This is a genomic window from Roseivirga sp. AWQ4_251 (assembly GCF_056158225.1).
On record NZ_JBSWSW010000001.1, the window covers coordinates 2,024,976 to 2,045,281 of the forward strand.

General features: G+C 39.3%; 14 protein-coding genes. 5 read left to right on the forward strand and 9 right to left on the reverse strand.

Annotated elements, in window-relative coordinates; all coding sequences use genetic code 11:
• Window positions 1-15 precede the first annotated feature (15 nt).
• From infC to ACXACJ_RS08865, 7 genes are all read right to left on the reverse strand, one after another.
• Entirely contained in the window at window positions 16-561 is a 546-nt protein-coding gene (gene infC / locus ACXACJ_RS08835) for a translation initiation factor IF-3 (protein WP_475133998.1), read from the reverse strand.
• Window positions 562-654: 93 nt separating this feature from the next.
• The gene (thrS, locus tag ACXACJ_RS08840; RefSeq protein ID WP_475133999.1) at window positions 655-2,610 is read right to left on the reverse strand and encodes a threonine--tRNA ligase; all 1,956 of its coding nucleotides are present in this window, start codon (window positions 2,608-2,610) and stop codon (window positions 655-657) included.
• Between the two features lie 167 nt (window positions 2,611-2,777).
• Window positions 2,778-5,282: a DUF5686 and carboxypeptidase-like regulatory domain-containing protein gene (locus ACXACJ_RS08845; protein WP_475134000.1), complete on the reverse strand. Its 2,505-nt coding sequence runs from the start codon at window positions 5,280-5,282 to the stop codon at window positions 2,778-2,780.
• Window positions 5,283-5,364: 82 nt separating this feature from the next.
• Window positions 5,365-6,051 (reverse strand): TrmH family RNA methyltransferase, encoded by a 687-nt coding sequence (locus ACXACJ_RS08850; RefSeq protein WP_475134001.1) that lies wholly within the window; start codon window positions 6,049-6,051, stop codon window positions 5,365-5,367.
• A 228-nt stretch (window positions 6,052-6,279) separates the two neighbouring features.
• Entirely contained in the window at window positions 6,280-8,904 is a 2,625-nt protein-coding gene (locus ACXACJ_RS08855) for a DNA gyrase/topoisomerase IV subunit A (protein ID WP_475134002.1), read from the reverse strand.
• A gap of 106 nt (window positions 8,905-9,010) precedes the next feature.
• Window positions 9,011-10,876: a DNA topoisomerase IV subunit B gene (locus ACXACJ_RS08860; RefSeq protein WP_475134003.1), complete on the reverse strand. Its 1,866-nt coding sequence runs from the start codon at window positions 10,874-10,876 to the stop codon at window positions 9,011-9,013.
• Window positions 10,877-11,043: 167 nt separating this feature from the next.
• Window positions 11,044-11,514 (reverse strand): hypothetical protein, encoded by a 471-nt coding sequence (locus ACXACJ_RS08865; RefSeq protein WP_475134004.1) that lies wholly within the window; start codon window positions 11,512-11,514, stop codon window positions 11,044-11,046.
• 151 nt (window positions 11,515-11,665) lie between these two features.
• Between ACXACJ_RS08865 and ACXACJ_RS08870 the strand changes: the two genes are divergently transcribed.
• The 3 genes from ACXACJ_RS08870 to ACXACJ_RS08880 all read left to right on the forward strand — a co-directional run bounded on the left by ACXACJ_RS08870 (window position 11,666) and on the right by ACXACJ_RS08880 (window position 14,642).
• Window positions 11,666-12,676 carry a pirin family protein gene (locus ACXACJ_RS08870; RefSeq protein WP_475134005.1) on the forward strand — a complete coding sequence of 337 codons (1,011 nt, stop codon included), beginning with the start codon at window positions 11,666-11,668 and terminating at the stop codon, window positions 12,674-12,676.
• 175 nt (window positions 12,677-12,851) lie between these two features.
• Complete coding sequence (locus ACXACJ_RS08875) at window positions 12,852-13,265, forward strand: hypothetical protein (RefSeq protein ID WP_475134006.1); 414 nt, start codon at window positions 12,852-12,854, stop codon at window positions 13,263-13,265.
• A 450-nt stretch (window positions 13,266-13,715) separates the two neighbouring features.
• Window positions 13,716-14,642 carry a bile acid:sodium symporter family protein gene (locus ACXACJ_RS08880; protein ID WP_475134007.1) on the forward strand — a complete coding sequence of 309 codons (927 nt, stop codon included), beginning with the start codon at window positions 13,716-13,718 and terminating at the stop codon, window positions 14,640-14,642.
• A 28-nt stretch (window positions 14,643-14,670) separates the two neighbouring features.
• Here ACXACJ_RS08880 and ACXACJ_RS08885 read toward each other — a convergent pair whose 3' ends face one another.
• Window positions 14,671-17,031, reverse strand: coding sequence for an ABC transporter permease (locus ACXACJ_RS08885; protein ID WP_475134008.1), 2,361 nt, complete (start codon window positions 17,029-17,031; stop codon window positions 14,671-14,673).
• A gap of 225 nt (window positions 17,032-17,256) precedes the next feature.
• Between ACXACJ_RS08885 and ACXACJ_RS08890 the strand changes: the two genes are divergently transcribed.
• The gene (locus ACXACJ_RS08890; protein ID WP_475134009.1) at window positions 17,257-18,627 is read left to right on the forward strand and encodes an MATE family efflux transporter; all 1,371 of its coding nucleotides are present in this window, start codon (window positions 17,257-17,259) and stop codon (window positions 18,625-18,627) included.
• A 39-nt stretch (window positions 18,628-18,666) separates the two neighbouring features.
• Here ACXACJ_RS08890 and ACXACJ_RS08895 read toward each other — a convergent pair whose 3' ends face one another.
• Window positions 18,667-19,251, reverse strand: coding sequence for an RNA recognition motif domain-containing protein (locus ACXACJ_RS08895; RefSeq protein WP_475134010.1), 585 nt, complete (start codon window positions 19,249-19,251; stop codon window positions 18,667-18,669).
• 140 nt (window positions 19,252-19,391) lie between these two features.
• Between ACXACJ_RS08895 and ACXACJ_RS08900 the strand changes: the two genes are divergently transcribed.
• Entirely contained in the window at window positions 19,392-20,129 is a 738-nt protein-coding gene (locus ACXACJ_RS08900; protein WP_475134011.1) for a 3-keto-disaccharide hydrolase, read from the forward strand.
• Window positions 20,130-20,306 lie beyond the last annotated feature (177 nt).

Here is a 20,306-nt window from a genome sequence, read left to right on the forward strand (position 1 = left end):
TAATAAAAACTGGTTCTACTTTTTGGCCACCTTTGGTGCAAGGAAAAGGAACATTCTCTTTCCTTCCAATTTAGGTAGTTGTTCTACTTTGGCATATTCTTCCAAAGCTTGGGCGAACTTCAACAAAAGAATTTCACCTCTCTCTTTATATACAATGGTTCTACCTCTGAAGTGAACGTAAGCCTTAACTTTCGATCCCTCCTTCAAAAAACCAATTGCATGGTTCAGTTTAAAGTTGAAATCATGATCGTCCGTATTAGGGCCGAATCTGATTTCTTTAATCACAGTTTTAGAAGCTTTGGCTTTTATTTCCTTTTGCTTCTTCTTCTGATCGTACTTAAACTTAGAGTAATCAACAATTTTACAAACAGGAGGATCAGCCTTCGGAGAAATCTCTACGAGATCAAGACCCTGATCTCTAGCTATTTGTAGTGCAGCTTTGGTGTCGTATATATCTACTTCCACATTGTCTCCCACAACACGTACTTTTGGCGCCATAATCTTTTCATTGATCTTGTATGGCTCTTCTACCCTGCCCCTTGGCGGGTAATTTCTCCTCATTTTTGCGATGTTAACCTCCTTCTTTTGTTAAAAATGACTGCAAATATCGGCATAATTTTCTAATTATCAATAAGCTGCTGAAAGCATAATTTTTTATTGGGCGTTCAGCGACTTAGCCTTTTCTTTTCCAAAGTAATTCATAAATGATTCAATGTCCATACTTCCGACATCTCCTTCACCGTGTTTTCTCACAGAAACTTCTTTATTATCTCGCTCTTTTTCGCCTACAATAAGCATTAGAGGGATTTTTTTAACTTCTGCATCACGGATTTTTCTTCCGATTTTCTCGTCTCTATTATCCACGAAACCAGTGATATCTTCGGCCTCCAGATGCTTGTAAATCTCTTGAGCGTAATCAGAATATTTTTCTGAAATCGGTAAAATGGCTACCTGATCTGGCGTTAACCATAGTGGAAAATCACCTGCACAGTGCTCAATAAGTACGGCAACGAACCTTTCCAACGAACCAAAAGGAGCACGGTGAATCATTACCGGTCTGTGTTTTTGGTTGTCGGAACCTGTATATTCCAACTCGAAACGTTCAGGAAGGTTATAATCTACCTGAATTGTTCCCAACTGCCATCTTCTACCCAAAGCGTCTTTCACCATAAAATCCAGCTTAGGACCGTAGAAAGCAGCTTCTCCTAATTCAGTAACTGTTGGTAAATTCTTTTCAGCGGCAGCATCAATAATGGCCGATTCCGCTTTTTCCCAAGCTTCATCAGTACCGATATATTTCTGCTTATTCTCTGGATCGCGTAGGGAAATTTGAGCCGTAAAATCTTCGAAACCTAAAGATTCGAAAACATACAATACCAAATCGATCACCTTTGTGAATTCTTCCTTCACCTGATCTGGGCTACAGAAAATATGGGCATCGTCTTGAGTAAATCCTCTAACCCGAGTCAAGCCATGCAATTCACCACTCTGCTCGTATCGATATACTGTACCAAATTCAGCCAACCTTACAGGTAATTCTTTGTAAGAACGTGGCTTCGATTTGAAAATCTCACAGTGATGAGGACAGTTCATTGGTTTCAGCAAGAACTCTTCTCCTTCGTTCGGAGTCTTGATTGGCTGGAATGAATCTTCACCATATTTCTCATAGTGGCCAGAAGTCACATATAAATTTTTGTGACCAATATGGGGGGTAACTACAGGATCATAACCTGCTTTCACCTGAGCTTTTCGCATAAAAGTTTCTAACCTTTCGCGAAGCTTTGCACCTTTTGGCAACCAAAGCGGCAAACCCATACCTACCTTCTGAGAGAATGTAAACAACTCAAGTTCTTGGCCTAGTTTTCTGTGGTCACGCTTTTTAGCTTCCTCCAACATGTGAAGGTATTCGGTCAACTCCTTTTGCTTTGGAAAAGTGATTCCGTAAAGTCTAGTAAGCTGTTTATTGTTTTCGTCTCCGCGCCAGTAAGCCCCAGCCACATTCAAAATTTTGGCAGCTTTGATAAAGCCAGTATTAGGAATGTGTGGCCCGCGGCACAAATCGGTGAAATTTCCTTGCTGATAGAAAGTGATGCTTCCATCTTCCAATCCATCAATCAAATCTAGTTTGTACTCATCATCCTTATCTGTGAAATAAGTGATGGCATCGGCTTTAGAAACTTCCGTTCTGATATATTCATTTTTTTGGCGCGCCAACTCAAGCATCTTCTGCTCAATCTTCTCGATATGAGAATGATCGAAGTTTACGTCATCGCCAAAATCTACATCGTAATAAAATCCGTTTTCGATGGATGGACCAATACCGAACTTCGTGCCCGGATACAATGCCTCTAACGCTTCGGCCATAAGGTGTGCCGAAGAGTGCCAAAAAGTTGATTTACCACCTGCATCATTCCATGTTAAAAGCTTAATGTCAGCATCTTCCGTGATAGGACGGTTGGCGTCTCTAACTTCGCCATTTACTTCCGCAGCCAATACATTTCTGGCCAAACCTTCACTTATGCTCAAAGCCACATCCATGGCGGAGCTTCCGCTTTTAAATTCCTTAACAGTTCCGTCAGGCAGTGTAATTTTGATACTTTCTTTGCTCATGTTTTTTCTCACCAAATGCTACAAACCATTTGGGTTTTGTTCTTGATTTATTCAATCGCAAATATGCAATAATATTTAAGAGAATGCCGATTCTAAGCTTCCAAATCTCATTTTAAAAGTAATTTTCTACGCTTCAATTTTCAAGCTCAAAAATCTGTGTTTAGCTTTTATAAAGTGAGCTGAAAACTAACTTTGATTTGTCGAGGTGTCACATTCTGATTGTCCATATAGGTTAATCTCTGGAAGAAGTCTACCCTGAAAAACTTGAAAATGTTTTCTACACCAACACCAACTTCCGCAAAAGGCTTGCTCGGATCTAAAGTCTGAAAATCTACAACAGGCTGAGCAGCCAAAGTTTTATCGCTAACACTTCCAAACAACAGGTTTCCACTGCCCACCAATCTCCATTTCAATCTTCTGAGCAAAGGAATTCTATTTAGGATGAAACCTTCGAAATAATGTTGATAGCGAAGTGAAACGTAAGACTGGCTCACGAATTCGAAGAAATTCATGGTATTAAAGGCAAAACTCGCGTACACAGGGCGTTCGTTACCAATATGAGCGGTTAGCAATGGATAAGGAACTGCCTCAAAAATGTGGCTAGCCGTGAGCTGATATTTTGAAACTCCCCAAAAACCCATTTTCAATCTTTGAGAAACTCCTAAATCTAGTTTATTAAAACTGAAATCGCCTCCGAAAGGGCCTTTCAAACCTCGGGTATAAGCCAATACAAAAGTTGGCCACCTTAAAGTACCCAAACTGATTCTACTGTTATCGCTGATAATGAAGGACTCATCTCTTGCGTATTTAATTCTCAAAGTAGCCTGAGTTGTTGTAAAGTTACTGGCTGTTGGAGAATCAGGGTTATTTAAATCTGTGTAATACTGAAAATTGAAATTATCGTCTTGGATAGGCGTGAAATTCTCATTTTTCATTCTAAGGCTGAATGAAAAGGGTTTGGAAACCTGACTGGTAAAATCGATCTGCGCTCTATCGTAATAAAACGGCCTGATGAGGTTACCCAAAGAGTTCAACGCTACAAAAGCGTTGGCATCGTCCAGATCTGTGATACCATCGGGCTGTAATCCCAGCTGATCTAAATCGGAGCGATAATTGACGGAAACTGTCGTCCATTTCTTTCTCGATATAATATGAGTAGCACCAACTCCATATTTGTATTTTTCGTCTCTAAAACCATAAGCCAAATACCCGTTGAACTGCCATCTCAAACTGAAGTTCTCGTTGGTTCTTCCTCCTACCCTTACTCTAAATCTTTCGACATCATTCCCTGAAATAAGCACAGGCCATGGCCCAAGATCTAAAGGCCCAACTTCAACATAACCTCGTGCAAATGTTTTCAATAATTCTGTGGCAGTTTTCACAACCCTGATTTCCTTCAAAGAATCGATCATGGCCATTACGTGAAGTTCCGTTGTACTCAATGAGTCATGCCTGTTTTTCACCCAGAAATCCTCATCAGCCATTCGTGCATCTTCTTCCAGCTCTAAACTTCTTTCAAAGAACTTGGTCGGTCGGGGTTCTGTAATTTTGAGGTTCTTATTAGAAGTATAGAATTTGGCCAAAAAGCCAGCCGATTTTTTTGTAAGCTCATTGGCATCGATCAGAATTCGGGACTTCACAGGCAGCCAAGCTCCGTTTTCCATTCTTTGTAGTTCCTGCTGAATTTTGATTTTCTCTATGAAATTCAAATTTGCTGTAGGCTGCATGGTAGCATCCATTCTTTTTACAGCATAGTCGGCTTTGGTGATCCACATGGTACCGATGAAAGCCAATTCTAAGCTGTTTTTAGGCTGAAAATCGATAACATAGCAATACTCATCTTCCAAGTAAACGCTATCGCGGAGTTCGTAATCGTAGAGAATTCTCCAGCCATCGCCAATTGGAGAAGCAAATTCCTTCTCCACAATATTCATTCGGTTTTGATAAAAGTTATACTCCTGAAAAGAAGAACCAATCACTTGAGAAACAAGTGAGCCATCTTCAATACCAACACCCGTAATTTTAGTTTTTATAATATGTTCCTTTTGAAGCTTTGGGTTAGAACGCCAATAAAAGTCGGATAACGATTCAGAAATAAAGAGAGGCAAAATGGGTTTTCCATCCTCACCAGCAATCACATCAATGCTATCTAAAACGGACGTGATCTTCTTCATGTATTTCTTTTCGCGAAGATTTTCTGAAATATTGTCTACATCAATTTCGATTTTGTTGTAAAACTCATACTCGTAAGCTTCAATTCTTCTTTTATCGTTTTTGTTCTTATTATCAATGATTGCCCGCATAATGGGAAATGCAGGATTTTCTGTTCTACCAGCTACGATCACAAAATCTTCCAAACTTGTCGCCTCTGGAATAAGTTGAATATTGATCACCTGACTAATTCCCTTTTGATAAACTCTTTTTTTGGATTCGTAACCGATGTAAGAAAACACCAGTGTGTCGGATTCTGCTTCGCCAACAATCTCATAATCTCCATCGAAATTGGTTGGGGAACCTACACTTGAACCTTGGATAACCACATTGGCAAATGGCACTGGGTCGCCTGTTTCGGCATCTGTTACTTTACCTTTAATGATGGTTTTTTGCTGAGCTAATACTGAAAAAGTGCTCAGAATAAGCAACACGAATGTTAGAGTATGTTTTGGTTTCAAACCTTTAATGTCTAAGATTATGATTTGGGTAACGTTGATTAAATAAAAGTATTGGAATTGGATTGACCTTTCCTTAACCCAACTACTTATTAGAATGTTCCTTTACGAAATTTTTAATATGAAGGTCCGATCTTTTTACGATTTGTTGGTACCATTCGAATTTCAAATCCTGCTTTTCATCATCGGATAATTGCCAAGCGACATCGCTATTTTTCAATCGCCAAACCAATTGCTGAAGGATTAATGCAACACTTACTGAAATATTAAAAGATTCTGTAAAGCCATACATGGGTATATATACTAATTCATCGAGCATCGATTTTGTTTCATCTGAAATGCCTTCGTGCTCAGTTCCAAAAATTAAAGCCGTTTTTGAGCTAACGTCCAACTCATGAATAGATGCATAATTTTGATTTGGGGTTGTACCCACCAAGCGATAATTTTTCGCTTTTAAATCTTCTAGGCACTGTCGGTTACTCGCTTCTCCCCTTTCATACTTTTGAAGTGTCACCCATTTTGAGGCACCACGAACTATATTCGGATTGATTTTATAATCGTGAAGCTTTTGAGTGATGTACAAATCCTGAATTCCAAAGCAATCGCAGGTTCTTAAAACCGCACTTGCATTGTGCGAATGATACACATCTTCCAACACCACAGTAATATGACGAGTTCTTTCGGCCAATACCTGATCTATAAGCGCTACCTTATTTTCAGTAACAAATTGCTCTAAATACTGGGTAATTTCCGATTGTAAAGTTTGATCCATTGAATGGCAAAAATAGTGAAAAAGAAAAGCTGCTGACTTCAATAGTCAGCAGCTTTTCATATTGAACAAACAAAAATCATTACAATCTAAAGCTGTATTCTCACTAACTGATTTAGATTCAAATATTTAACAGCTCACAGTCATAATACCCTTATTGTTTATTCATAGATTTTATTATTCAAAAATTGGATTTCATAAAAACGAAGTCTGATTCTTTAATGAAAAACTTTAAAAAAGATCTATAGTAGAGCCTACATTATAGCCTCCATCACCTTCTTTTCCATCATTTTTGTTTTCTGTAGAAGGCTTTTCCTTTGAAGACCCTTCGTCATTTTCTTCCTTTCCAGGCTTGCTATCGGCATTGAGCAATTTCACTTTTTTAACTGAGTGCGGAGAAAGTTTATTTCCCATTGCTTTCCAGCCTTTAACATCAATGATCATGTCAAGGTCAACTTCCATGGTCTTGTGTTCCCGAATACCTTTTATCGTGTAAGTAACTTCCACTTGAGGTTGCGGAATCACAGTGGCCAAAAGTAGCTTTGCTCCTTTATGTTCGCTGATAAAACCGAATTTCTTATCTAAAGTACTGGTTTCAATTTGGAAGCGCTTCACATAATGGAGTTGCGATTCAGGATCGTAATGAATGGCAGAAATCACTCCATTTGAATCAAATTTTTCAATCAAATGGATTTTATCCGCTTCATAGCGATTGGTTAAGTCAAACGAAGTCAATTCGTATTCTCCCGAATCAAAAATCACTAAGATTTTATCGTCACTTTGGAAATTGCCTAACAAAGTTCCTCGTTCATCACGATTCAATCTGCCAACAGAATCATCGTACCAAATATCCACGCCACCAAGGGTAGATTTCCCTTCCATTTTAAGTTGGATTTTACGCACTGGATAACGCGTCAGAATATTTCCGCCTGCGGATCTTCCTTTAATTTCTACATCGGCAAAATTAAAATCGAAGACTTTGATTCTGGCTTTTGCGCCCGAAGTAAGGTATACAGTAACCAATTCAGCTTCACCATTTGGATTAGCAGTGAAATACAGCACTTTCGAGCCTCTTTCGCCCTTGGTTAGGTCATATTCTTTGTCGCGGGTTATGGCCAATACCTGGAAGCGTTTCACCATGCTTCGGCCGGTTTTACCATCAAGGTAAATCATGTTATAAACCATGCGTTCATCATTCTTATGGAAAACTCCCACATGAATAATGTCTTTACCCACGAATATTTTGTCAGAAATCCGAACCACCTGAAACTTCCCGTCCTTACGGAAAACGATCACATCGTCAATATCGGAACAGTCGCAAACGAATTCGTCCTTCTTCATTCCATAGCCCACAAAACCTTCTGCGCGGTTTACGTAAAGCTTGGCATTGTTTGCAGCAACAACTGTTGCGGCAATACTTTCAAACGACTTGATTTCGGTTTTACGCTCTTTGCCTTTACCATATTTCTCAAGAAGTTTTTGGTAGTAAGCAATCGAGTAATCAATGATATTGGCCAAGTTATGTTCCACTTCAGCAAGTTCTTCCTGAAGCCTTCTCATAAGCTCATCGGCCTTAAATGAGTTGAACTTAGAGATTCGTTTGATCTTGATTTCTGTCAAACGAATAATGTCATCCGTAGTGATTTCACGATAGAATTCGGGCTTATAAGGATCTAAACCTCTATCAATCGTTTCAAGAACGGCTTCCCAAGTTTCACACTCTTCAATATCGCGGTAAATTCTGTTCTCGATGAAAATCTTTTCGAGGGAAGAGAAAAGAAGCTTTTCTAGCAACTCACCTTTTCTGATCTCTAATTCTCTTCTGAGCAACTCAACCGTTTGGTCGGTACAAATTTTCAGAATTTCGTTTACGCTAATAAAATGCGGCTTATCATCGATAATCACACAAGCATTTGGAGAAATGCTTACTTCGCAATCCGTGAAAGCGTAAAGTGCATCTATTGTAATATTTGGAGATTGACCAGGAGCAAGTTCAATCAAGATTTCCACATGCTCGGCCGTGTTATCAATCACCTTTTTAATTTTGATCTTTCCTTTATCATTAGCCTTAATGATGGAATCGATCAAGCTGGTAGTGGTTGTACCAAAAGGAATATCTTTGATGATCAGGGTCTTTTTGTCATCTTCTTCGATTTTCGCCCTAACCTTTACCTTTCCTCCTCTTAAACCGTCATTGTATTCCGAAAAATCGGCCATTCCCCCTGTTGGGAAATCAGGATAGATTTTCGGTTTCTTACCTTGTAAAACTTTGATTGAAGCCTGAATTAGCTCAATAAAGTTATGAGGAAGAATTTTGGTAGAAAGCCCAACCGCAATTCCTTCCACGCCTTGTGCCAAAAGCATTGGAAATTTTACGGGCAACGTAACAGGTTCGCGCTTTCTTCCATCGTAAGAAAGTTGCCAATCCGTAGTTTGCGGATTGAATACAACATCAAGGGCAAATTTTGAAAGTCTGGCTTCGATATAACGAGCGGCAGCAGCGCTATCGCCAGTGCGAATATCACCCCAGTTACCTTGCGTTTCAATCAGCAAATCCTTCTGACCCAAATTCACAATGGCATCTCCAATGGACGCGTCACCGTGTGGGTGATATTGCATGGTTTGCCCAATTACATTGGCAACTTTGTTGAATCGTCCATCGTCCATTTCCTTCATGGCGTGAAGGATTCTACGCTGAACAGGCTTGAAGCCATCCTGAATGGCCGGCACAGCCCTTTCCAGAATTACATATGAGGCGTAATCAAGAAACCAGTTTTCGTACATACCCGAAACCGGGCGCACTTCCTGCATGGCTCTCTCTTCGTTGTTATTCAAATCTTCAGTATTCTCTGACATCTATTTTGCAAACATGAATTGCTTTTAACCATTCAAAGCGCTGAGCAACGCAAAGGCTAAAAATTATTAATCACTCAATTAATCTGATAAATTCTTAGCAAAAACCCTAGGCAGTTTGTTCTACCAAATCCTTCTCCACCTTCAACCTATCAATGATAAAGTTTTGACGGTCTGGTGTGTTCTTGCCCATGTAGAATTTCAGTAGTTCTTCAATGCTGGTGTCCTTTCTTAAAATGATAGGTTCAAGACGCATTTGCTCGCCAATGAAACCTTTAAATTCATCTGGAGAAATCTCGCCCAACCCCTTAAATCGTGTGATTTCAGGCTTATTGCCCAGCTTATTAATCGCGGCTACGCGTTCCTCATCACTGTAACAGTAAATGGTTTCCTTCTTATTTCGAACCCTGAAAAGCGGAGTTTCGAGAATATAAACGTGGCCTCTTCTTACCAAATCAGGGAAAAACTGAAGAAAATACGTGAGCAATAATAAGCGAATGTGCATACCGTCTACATCGGCATCGGTAGCAATTACTATCTTATCATAGCGCAAACCTTCAAGCCCATCTTCAATATTTAAGGCATGCTGAAGAAGGTTGAATTCTTCGTTTTCATACACCACCTTTTTAGAATAGCCATAGCAGTTCAAAGGTTTTCCTCTTAAACTGAATACCGCTTGGGTTTGAACATTTCTAGATTTTGTGATAGAACCACTGGCCGAGTCCCCTTCCGTAATAAAGAGTGTAGTGGCATTTCTTAAATCGTCATCGCCTTTTTTGTCGTCAAGGTGAATTCTACAATCCCTTAATTTCTTATTGTGAAGGTTTGCTTTTTTGGCGCGGTCATTCGCAAGCTTTTTGATACCCGCAATTTCCTTTCTTTCTCTTTCAGACTGAAGAATTCGCTTCAAAAGAGCATTTGCCGTATCAGGGTTTTTATGCAAAAAATCATCGAGAGCCTTTTTCACGAAGTCGTTCACGAAAGTCCTCATGGTTGGCCCATCAGGCCCAACGTTTTGCGAACCCAGCTTGGTTTTTGTCTGCGACTCGAAAACCGGTTCTTGAACTCTAACGGCTATGGCTCCAACAATCGAAGCACGAACATCAGTAGCATCAAAGTTTTTATTGTAAAACTCGCGGACGGTTTTCACCAAAGCTTCGCGCAATGCAGCTTGGTGTGTTCCTCCTTGGGTTGTGTACTGTCCATTTACAAATGAATAGTAATCTTCTCCGTATTGATTGGAGTGTGAAAGCGCAATTTCAATATCATCGCCTCTCAAATGAATTACCGGATAGCGAAGGTTATCGGCATTGGTCTTTCTCAAAAGCAGATCATAAAGCCCCTTTTCAGAATGATACTTTGTGCCGTTGAAATTGATGCTCAAACCCGCATTCAGAAAGCAGTAATTCCAAATTAGGTCATCTAAATATTCTGGAATGAAATGGTAGTTTTTGAAAATGGTTTCGTCTGGTTTAAAAACGATTTGCGTACCATTTCTTCCGCTAGAAGTTGTTTCAGCTTCATCTTTGGTAATTTCACCACGGCTAAATTCGGCCATTTTGGTTTTTCCATCACGGTAAGATTGAACCTTGAAATAAGTAGAAAGCGCGTTAACTGCTTTTGTACCAACTCCATTCAAACCCACTGATTTTTGAAAGGCACCACTGTCATACTTACCCCCAGTATTGATTTTTGAAACACAGTCCACAACCTTTCCTAAAGGAATGCCACGTCCATAATCCCGGACTTCAACTTTATGCTCCGACACCTTCACATCGATGGTTTTTCCATAACCCATCATGTGTTCGTCAATACTGTTGTCGATAACTTCCTTTACTAAAACATAGATACCGTCATCTTGGGCCGACCCGTCTCCCAATTTCCCGATGTACATACCGGGCCTAAGTCTTATGTGTTCTTTCCAATCGAGGGACCGAATACTATCTTCGGTATAATTCACTGCTTGATTCGCCATTCAAAAACTCCAAAAAGATTCGAGAAGATTCTGTGCACATTCGCACAATCCAAGGCGGAAGTTAGAATATAAAAACTAAAAAAGCACTATTGACTTTGCCCAATAAAAGGGCTAAACAGACAAATTAAATTAACAATCAAACCTTGATTTGGAGAGCTAGCCGTTTGTTATGAAGGTCGTTTTTTAGACAAAACCACGACCAAATAGAAAAACCAAATGATAAGAAAAACAGGCCCAACATACATGTACAAACTCAACCTGTCCAGTCTTAATTCATGCATGTTCATATAACCTAAAAAGAAAACCATGGTAGTGAACATGATATTCAAAATGCCAGCAAAACCTTTTACCCAAGTAATAATATCAAGCTTTAAGGAACGATTGCGAATTCCAACACCATCTTCCGTGGTTTTGATTTTCTTCAACACGTTGATAAAAGCAATGCAAATAATATTGGTGACTAAAAAAATGGTGATTCCCGAAAAGAAGAACGTATCCTTATTGATGATTTCTAACGAATTCCCTTCATTATCGAACCTATACGAAACCTGCCCTGCAATGGAAGCATAAGCCCAAATAATGGCGGTTACAAAAATTAAATAACTGAACGTTCTTACAAATCCAATAAACTTATCCATGCCTTTTCACAAACGAGGGCGCAATTTATAGATTTATGTGGTTTGTTTAAGCTTTAAGTTTTCAAGTTTTAATCGAAACCCTGAACTTTAAATCAGATGTAGGAAACATAAGCTTCATTTTATATGTTGGTACATTCAAAATAGAAACATCATGAGCGCAATTATCTCCATTCAGCCCCTATCCTTTCCTTGGCAAACCAGCGATCCTTTCCTTTTCTGTGCCTTTCATAACGACAATTTTCCTCAAGGAAATGGCCAACTTGGGCCTAAAGCATCTTTAGCAGGCAGAAACATCGGCTCTGACTTCGCTGGCAAAGATGGATGGAGCATGTATCATGGCCAATCAATGCCGGGTTTTCCTGCTCACCCTCACCGCGGTTTTGAAACCGTAACCATTGCTGAAAAAGGTTGGGTAGACCACACCGATTCTCTTGGTGCTGCTGGTAGATTTGGAAACGGGGACGTACAATGGATGACGGCAGGAAAAGGCGTTCAGCATTCCGAAATGTTTCCTTTAATCAATGAAGAAGAAAAAAACCCTCTTCTTCTGTTCCAAATTTGGCTTAACCTACCAAAGAAGAGCAAAATGGTGACTCCTCATTTTTCCATGCTTTGGTCAGAAGACATCCCTGTCTTTGAACATAAAGATTCAAATAGATTACAAACCAAAGTGAAAGTGGTAGCTGGAAAAGTTGGAGACAAGGAAAACAAATCGCCAGCCCCTGACTCTTGGGCCGCTGATCCTGCAAATGAAGTAGCCATCTGGACCATTCAAATGGAACCTAACGCAGAATGTACTTTACCGAAAGCTTCTGCCGAAGCCAATCGAAACCTTTATTTATATGCAGGAAATTCTATAGAAGTGGAAGGAAAGAAAGCCGATAACTTGAGCGTTATAAAACTTAAGGCAAACGAGGAAATTACGCTTAAGAATGGGGATGAACCTGCTCAAATGCTGTTTTTACAAGGAAAACCTATCAATGAGCCAGTTGCCCAATATGGTCCTTTTGTAATGAATAACCAGATGGAAATCCAGCAAGCCATGTCGGAATATCAGAGAACCCAGTTTGGAGGGTGGCCATGGCCCAAATATGAATATAACCACGGTACAAAAGGCAGATTCGCCTTACATGCCGATGGCAGGGAAGAGATAAAACAATAAATGAAGACAGAAAAAGTCAGGGCATTTTTATTTCAATTCTTTATAGTCACTATTTTAACTATTGTTACTCAGGTAGGTGGCCTGATCTATCTACTTTCATTATTGTTGACTAACATTTTCAATATCCAAAAGATCTTTAGTCTTTATAATATGTTATTCAGTTTCAAGCTTTCTATTGGTACCAATTGTCGCAAAATCTTTTGGTAGAGAGCCTATAAAAAATTCTCAGTGGGTAAGACCTACCACTTTCCTTACAGTAATACTTAATAGAAACTATGTTGACCCTAAAATCAATAAATTACTGATTGATATTAGCCGAAAAACTCATAAGCAAAACATTGTCATACATTACCTCGATGCTAACTTTCCCTTTTTAAAAGGATACCCTTTAGTTCCTCACTTAGGTCATAGCGATGGAAAAAAATTAGATCTAAGCTTTGTATACGCTGAAAACGGAAACCCAATCTCGAATAAAAAAATATCGTTTTTAGGCTATGGGTTTATGAAGCGCCTAGAGACTATGAATTTAATCAAAATGAATCCTGTAAAAGTAAAGGCAACTGGCAATATGACACCACCAAATACTTAACCTTTGGCTGGAAAAACAAAAAGATTGAATTTTCAGAAATCGGGACAAAATTTCTGATCGAGGAAATTTTAAGTAAAGCAGAAGTCAGTAGAATCTTTATTGAGCCACATTTAAAAGCTCGACTTCAACTCACAAGTAATAGAATTCGATTTCATGGTTGTCAAGCAGTAAGACATGACGACCATATACACATCGAGATAGACTAATAAAAACAATAAAGGAGGCTTAAACCTCCCAATCTTTCTTGTGTTTGCTGATTTTTGTGTTAGGGAAAATTTTTGGAGAAACAATTCCTAAAACGAACAAGAATACAATAAAGGCAAGCATTAACATAGTCTGTAATTTTGATGCGAATTTGGGCAATTCTTCTTTAGATCAAAAGCATAAATTCAATTAATTGACATCCCTAGTTTCGTTTGCAAACAAAGGCTTTGTGATTACTTTTATACGATGTCTTCAGTAGAACAAGTTCAGATCAATTTTTCCAACGATAGTGTCGGTTTGCTCAATTTCTGTTTGGGTTTTATCATGTTTGGAGTTGCTATTAATTTAAAGAAAGAAAATTTCCTCAACCTTCTTGAAAACAAAAAATCTGTATTGAGTGGGCTTTTGAGCCAATTCATTTTGCTGCCTGCATTTACTTTTCTTTTGGTGGTATTATTCAAGCCTCATCCGGGAATTGCTTTAGGAATGATTCTGGTTGCGGCTTGCCCTGGCGGAAATGTTTCTAATTTCTATTCAATGGTAGCTAAGGGAAATGTAGCGCTTTCGGTAACGCTAACGGCATTTGCTACCTTAATTGCCGCTTTCGCTACGCCTTTCAACTTTCAATTTTGGGGAAATCTTCTTCCTGAAACTTCAAGCCTTATTCAAAATATTGGATTAAGCTTTTTGGACATGTTCAAAACTGTTTTGTTGATTCTGGTATTTCCGCTTATTCTCGGCTTGTTGGTTGGAAACAAATTACCCAAACTCACCAAAGTGATCGAGAAACCCGTAAAGTGGCTCTCATTCCTGATTCTGTTGGGTTTTATCTTGGTCGCTTTTCTTGATAACATTGACGTTTTCAAAAACTACATTCACTATGTTTTGCTTTTGGTTTTGTGTCACAATCTGATGGCTTTAACCATTGGCTATTTTAGTAGCAAGTTATTGGGCAATTCAGAACAGGTTTCTCGAACCATTTCCATAGAAACGGGTGTGCAAAACGGAGGGCTTGCTTTGGTACTCATTTTCACCTTCTTTAATGGAAATGGCCCCATGGCATTAATTGCGGCTTGGTGGGGTGTTTGGGATGTCTTTTCAGGATATATTGCTGCCAGCTATTTTAATTATAGAAGCAAGAAAAGAGAATCGGTTAAAAGTTCCATTGCCTAAACTTCCATTCTTTTAGGTACCGAATTCCTTAATCTTTCAAAGAATGAATCGGGTTTTTGCTTAAGGCTCGGAAAGTGTGAAACAAAACAGCCAAACAAGTTACTCCAGCCAAAATGGCCATTGCCGTGAAAAACGCATCTATAGGCACTAAAATGCGATAGGCAAAATCAGTTAGCCACAAACTCGCGAAATAATAGCCCAAAGGACTTGCGATAAGAAGTGTTATCAGCAGAATGAACAAAAATTCGTAGTAAACCAGCAAAACGATATTGCCATGGCTGGCTCCAAAAATCTTCCTGACTCCAATTTCTTTAAAACGTTTTTGAACCACCAAAGACACCAAACCAAACACTCCTAAACCTCCGATAACCAGTGAAACTAGCATAGCAAGGTTTCCTATTTTCTCCCAAATCCGCTCTGATTCATAAAGCTGAGCCAGTTCTTCTGTGAGTAAAGAATGCGTCAATGGCTGATCCGTTGCATAATCGTACCAAACCTGCGACAATCCGTTAGCTACTATTTCTGAATTGCCCGCGGCAAAACGAATAGAAATGTAATCAGTTAAATCTTTACCAGGATGCATAACCAACGGTTGGATTTGGCTATGCAGGCTTTGGTAATTAAAATCTTTAACTACGCCAATGACCGTATAATCATTGCCGTTTTGATAAATTTTCTGATTGATGGATTCCATTGGGGTTCCCCAATCAAAAGCATGCATTAAAGTTTCATTCACAATTATAGGGCGAATGGTAGTGTTCATACTTTCCTGAAAAGTAAGGCCATATAGCAATTCAATTCCCATGGTTTTCAGGAAATCCTCCCCTACCCAATTTTCATTCATTAAAAGGGAATCCAGGCCATCGTAAACATTCTTGAAATAACCGGTAGCCATAGGGCGCCCAGGAATTGATTTTGATCTTGAAACCGCAGAAACTCCCGCAATTTGTTCGCATTTATCTTTGAAGCCCTGAAAGCCAGAGTTTATACCTCTATCTTTCATGGGCACAATCATAACTCCATGTTGATTGAAGCCCAAGTCTTTCGTTTTGATAAAAGCTGCCTGTCTATTGATCGTAATCGCCCCAACGATCATCACCACCGACACAATAAACTGAAAAACAATCAGGGCTTTTCTTAAAAAACCAATTCTACCAATGGTAATTACATTGCGTAAAACATCGGTCAAATCCATTCTCAGAATGACCATAGCAGGAGCCATTCCACTTAAAACGCCTGTAACAAAAAGGATCAAAATAATCACGAGCCAAATTTGCCATTGCCCTGCAAAATCAAAGCTCAAGTGAATATTCAGCAATTCGTTAAATGGTGTGATTAAAAAGAACAGAGCCAGAAGCGAGAGCACGAATGCCGACAACATAATCAACAATGCTTCGGAAATATATTGTGCAAAAATCTGTGGCCCAAATGCTCCTGAAACCATCCTTACCCCCATTTCTTTCAACCTTTCCACGGAGTTTGAAATCGCAGAATTGACATAGTTGATGGTGGCTAATAAAATCACCACAATGGCAATGATTATGACCACTCGCACAAACATTATGTCGCTTTGCTGTTCTATTTCAGCAATGGCATTTGATTTCAAGTGAATATCAAGTAAAGGTTGAAAACTCAATGATTGATCCGGAAAACGGAGTTTGGCCCAATCTCCAAACTTTTGGGTGAATTCATTCAAATCTGTACCTGGCCTCAAACGCACGTAATTATAGAATCCATTGTAATTTCCACTCAGGATGTCATACCACATCACATGGCGCAAGGATGGCATTGATGCCAAAAAATCGAAAGTGAAATGCGCTTTGTTCTGGGAGTTCAATCGAACAACCCCGGTAACAATAAACTCCTGGCCCAGTTCATATTTCACCGATTGCCCCAAAGGCTCTTCATTCCCAAAGTACTTGATTACCATTTCTTCGGTTAGCACTAAAGAAAAAGGCTCGTTTAAAGCCGATTTAGGATCTCCTTGAATCAATTCGTAACCAAAAACATCGAAGAAAGAAGAATCAGCAAAGAGAAAATTTTCTTCATAGAACCCAACATCGCCTATGCTTAACAAAGGCTCATCCCAATGCTTGAAAAGACTTGTGGTGGCCACTACTTCAGGAAAATCTTCCCTGAAAGACATGATATTTCTAGGATTGGTTTTGGCTACAACCTGGCGATTGTTGCCAATAAACTCAGTTCTAAGAAGTCGGTAAGTATCCTTGCTATCTCTATGGAAATCATCATAAGAAAGCTCGTAAGCGGCATAAAGCACCAAAAGTACGGTAGAAATAATACCAATGGTTAAACCCAAAAGATTGACGAGAAAAGTGATCTTCTTTTTAGCAAAATGCCTGACCGCAACTTTCAGGTAACTTCTTATCATAAAAAATTGAGTATTCTGAACCTCTTCAATTTTACTAAAATCAGAGATTTTGGTTGACCTTATCCGATTTTATCATGCTGAAATCGGTGACAGTTCAGCATTTTAAAAGCACGAAATTTAAACATACAAAATATGTAAGTCCGAAAAATGAAATCGAGCCACCTGATTCAATCTTTAAGTAAAAAAAGGAAGCGGAAAAACGAAAAGGCTTAGCTTTGCTGGCGCATGAGAAACCCCAAGAAGTCACTTACGGAAGGTTCTATTCTTAAGGCAATGATGATGCTGGCCCTTCCTATCATTGGGGTCAATTTACTTCAAACGGGTTATCAATTGGTGGATGCTTTTTGGGTTGGGCGTTTGGGAGCCAATGCTGTTGCTGCAGTTTCTGTCAGTTTTCCCATCAACTTTCTTTTGATTTCTTTGAGTTCCGGTTTCGCTTTCGCTGGCGCCATTTTGGTGGCTCAATATGCAGGAGCCAAAAACTTAAAAATGCTGAACCATGTGGCGACACAAACCATGGCCATGGCTTTTTTGATTGCCCTTACCCTTTCCATTATCGCTTATATTTTATCGCCTCAGATTTTAAAGGCAATTGGCGTTGAAGAAGAGATTTTTGACGATGCCAACCTCTTTCAGCGCACCATTTTTATAGGCCTCATTTTCAATTTTGGATTCATTATGTTTCAATCTCTTTTAAGAGGAATTGGAGAAGTAAGAATCCCCTTATTGATTAATGCAGGCACGCTTTTGTTAAACTTCGGACTCGATCCTCTCTTTATTTATGGCTGGGGCTCTATCCCCGCGTTTGGTGTAAGAGGTGCAGCAGTTTCAACTTTGGTCACTCAATTTCTTTCAATCAGCATTGGAATGTACATATTGTTTTCAGGCAAAACAGACATCAACCTTTCCCTGAAAAACTTTGCCTTCGATTTTCCTTTGCTGAAAAAAGCCATCAAGATTGGCCTACCTTCTTCCATAGAAATTTCTGCAAGAGCACTTGGCCTTACCATGATGACGGTATTGGTGGCTGGTTTCGGTACGGAAGTTTTAGCCGCTTATGGAGTAGGTTCCCGCTTAATCAGTTTTGTGGTGATTTTTGGTTTAGGCATTTCACAAGCCTGCACTACACTAGTGGGGCAAAATATGGGGGCACAACAAGTGGAAAGGGCAGAAAAAACAGCCAATTATGCTTCTATAATAGGCATGGTAGCTCTGACCATTGTAGGTGTAATTTTCTTTGTTTTTACCGAACCCATAGTGAAATCCTTTATTCAAGGCGATGAAGAGGTTATAGAAATGGCCGTAAACTTTATGAAAATAACGGCTTTGAGTTTTGGCTTTATGGGTGTTCAGATGGCGCTTATTGGTACCTTCAGAGGATCGGGAAATACCGTTTCTTCTATGGTGCTTACCATAATTGGTATTTGGGGCATTCAATTCCCTATGGCCTGGTACCTTTCTAATTACACCAGCCTGAGTTTTAAAGGCCTTTGGTGGTCTTTCCCCATTTCCTACGTTATTCCAGCCACAATAATTTTTATATGGTATAAAACCGGTAGATGGAAAAAGAAAGACCTGATACACAAAACTACATAGCGTTCATATATCAGGTCTTTTTACACAAGAAGAGAACCATTAAGAATAGTTGAAATCTGAAAAGTCGTCCAAATCATCTTCCCAACCGCGGTTGTTCTTTTTCTGTTTGGGCATCATTTTCTTTTTTCGGTTGAAGCTGTCATCATCGCTTCTTCCATGTTTCGACTTTTCCTTTTTCTTCGATTTGTTCTTTCGGCTAGCCTCTCTGGCTGAATCGCCCGACCATTCTGATGGTGAGGAAGAAGAAGAGGAATCTGAACCATCCTGCGAGTCATCTTTCTCACGCGGTGCTCTGGGCTCTCTCTTTTCATCGGTTCTTGGCCTAAAATCGTTCGATCGTTGGGTGTTCCTGTTGGGAGCTCCAGGTTTCTTATCTCCTCCCCTACGATCTTCAGCCTCTGATATGGCAATATTTCGCCCATTTAATGAGGCTCCATTCAATTGCTGAAGCGCTTTTTCGCCATCAGCTCTATTTACCATAGTAACAAAGGCAAATCCTTTAGATTTTCCGGTTTCGCGATCGGTGATGATCTTAGCACTTCTTACTGGGCCAATTTGCTCAAAAAGCGCTTTTAGTTCGTTTTCTTGGGTTTCGTAGCTCAACCGGCCTACAAAAATGTTCATGTGTTTTTAAAATGTTGTATTTCGTTAACCACCCGCTCGTTCAATGGTTTTCCGGGTTTAAGGTTCAATATCGTTAAGAACCAAGCATTTCAAAATTAATTTGTGAAATTAATTAACTTGGTGCCATCAAATTAAAAACTATGAAACGCACTTTAAACCTAATTGTGCTTTTTTCTTTCGTAATTCTTGCCGGATGTGGAGGAAAAAAGACAACTGAAACTACTGAAACTCAATCAACTCCTGCTGAAAAGGAAGAATGGGTATCTCTATTTAATGGAGAAAATTTTGATGGATGGGAAATGTATGGTGAAGAACCAATTATGGACCAATGGCAAGTTGTAAATGGAACAATTGCTTGTAATGTTGGCCTTGGCGAAGAAAATGCCGGCTTCAACCGTTCTATCATGACCACTAAAGATTACGATAACTTCGTTTTAGAATTGGAATACAAAATTGCCAAAGGTGGTAATAGTGGCCTTTTCTACCATGTGGTTGAAAAACCAGAATGGGGACAAGACTATTATTCAGGTCCAGAATTTCAAATTTTAGATGACGAATTTTCTAGAACTGAATCTGAACCATACAAAATGGTTGCTTCTAACTATTCTATGATGGCTCCTTCTGAAAGTAAAAAACCAAATCCTTTCATGGAGTGGAACAAGGTGAAACTTGTTTACGATAACGGCCACGTAGAGCACTGGTTAAACGGTGAAAAAGTTTTGGAATTCGAAGAAGGTGGTGAAGAATGGAAAGAGCAAAAAGCTGCTGGAAAATGGGCAAAGTCTAACTCTTATGCTGCTTCAAAAACCGGAAGAATTAGTCTTCAAAACCACGGTGACGAAGTTTACTACCGTAATATCAGAATTAAAGAACTTTAGGAAACTGAAGTTCTTAAAGTAAAAATGAGGCTCTCTCAAAGGTCGAAAAACAAGTCATTCTGAATTTCTTTCAGAATCCTCTTCTGATTTTTTATCAGTTATAGATTCCGAAATAAGCTTTTGTGACCTTAGATTTTCTTTTGAGATAGCCTCATTTTCTATTTGTGAAAGCAATTC

Excerpts from the sequence above, each read along its gene's own strand:
- ACXACJ_RS08850 (WP_475134001.1), bottom strand. The coding sequence starts at position 6,051 with ATGGATCAAACTTTACAATCGGAAATTACCCAGTATTTAGAGCAATTT.
- ACXACJ_RS08880 (WP_475134007.1), top strand. The coding sequence starts at position 13,716 with ATGTCTTCAGTAGAACAAGTTCAGATCAATTTTTCCAACGATAGTGTC.
- infC (WP_475133998.1), bottom strand. The coding sequence starts at position 561 with ATGAGGAGAAATTACCCGCCAAGGGGCAGGGTAGAAGAGCCATACAAG.
- ACXACJ_RS08890 (WP_475134009.1), top strand. The coding sequence starts at position 17,257 with ATGAGAAACCCCAAGAAGTCACTTACGGAAGGTTCTATTCTTAAGGCA.
- ACXACJ_RS08865 (WP_475134004.1), bottom strand. The coding sequence starts at position 11,514 with ATGGATAAGTTTATTGGATTTGTAAGAACGTTCAGTTATTTAATTTTT.
- ACXACJ_RS08885 (WP_475134008.1), bottom strand. The coding sequence starts at position 17,031 with ATGATAAGAAGTTACCTGAAAGTTGCGGTCAGGCATTTTGCTAAAAAG.
- thrS (WP_475133999.1), bottom strand. The coding sequence starts at position 2,610 with ATGAGCAAAGAAAGTATCAAAATTACACTGCCTGACGGAACTGTTAAG.
- ACXACJ_RS08895 (WP_475134010.1), bottom strand. The coding sequence starts at position 19,251 with ATGAACATTTTTGTAGGCCGGTTGAGCTACGAAACCCAAGAAAACGAA.
- ACXACJ_RS08860 (WP_475134003.1), bottom strand. The coding sequence starts at position 10,876 with ATGGCGAATCAAGCAGTGAATTATACCGAAGATAGTATTCGGTCCCTC.
- ACXACJ_RS08900 (WP_475134011.1), top strand. The coding sequence starts at position 19,392 with ATGAAACGCACTTTAAACCTAATTGTGCTTTTTTCTTTCGTAATTCTT.
- ACXACJ_RS08855 (WP_475134002.1), bottom strand. The coding sequence starts at position 8,904 with ATGTCAGAGAATACTGAAGATTTGAATAACAACGAAGAGAGAGCCATG.
- ACXACJ_RS08870 (WP_475134005.1), top strand. The coding sequence starts at position 11,666 with ATGAGCGCAATTATCTCCATTCAGCCCCTATCCTTTCCTTGGCAAACC.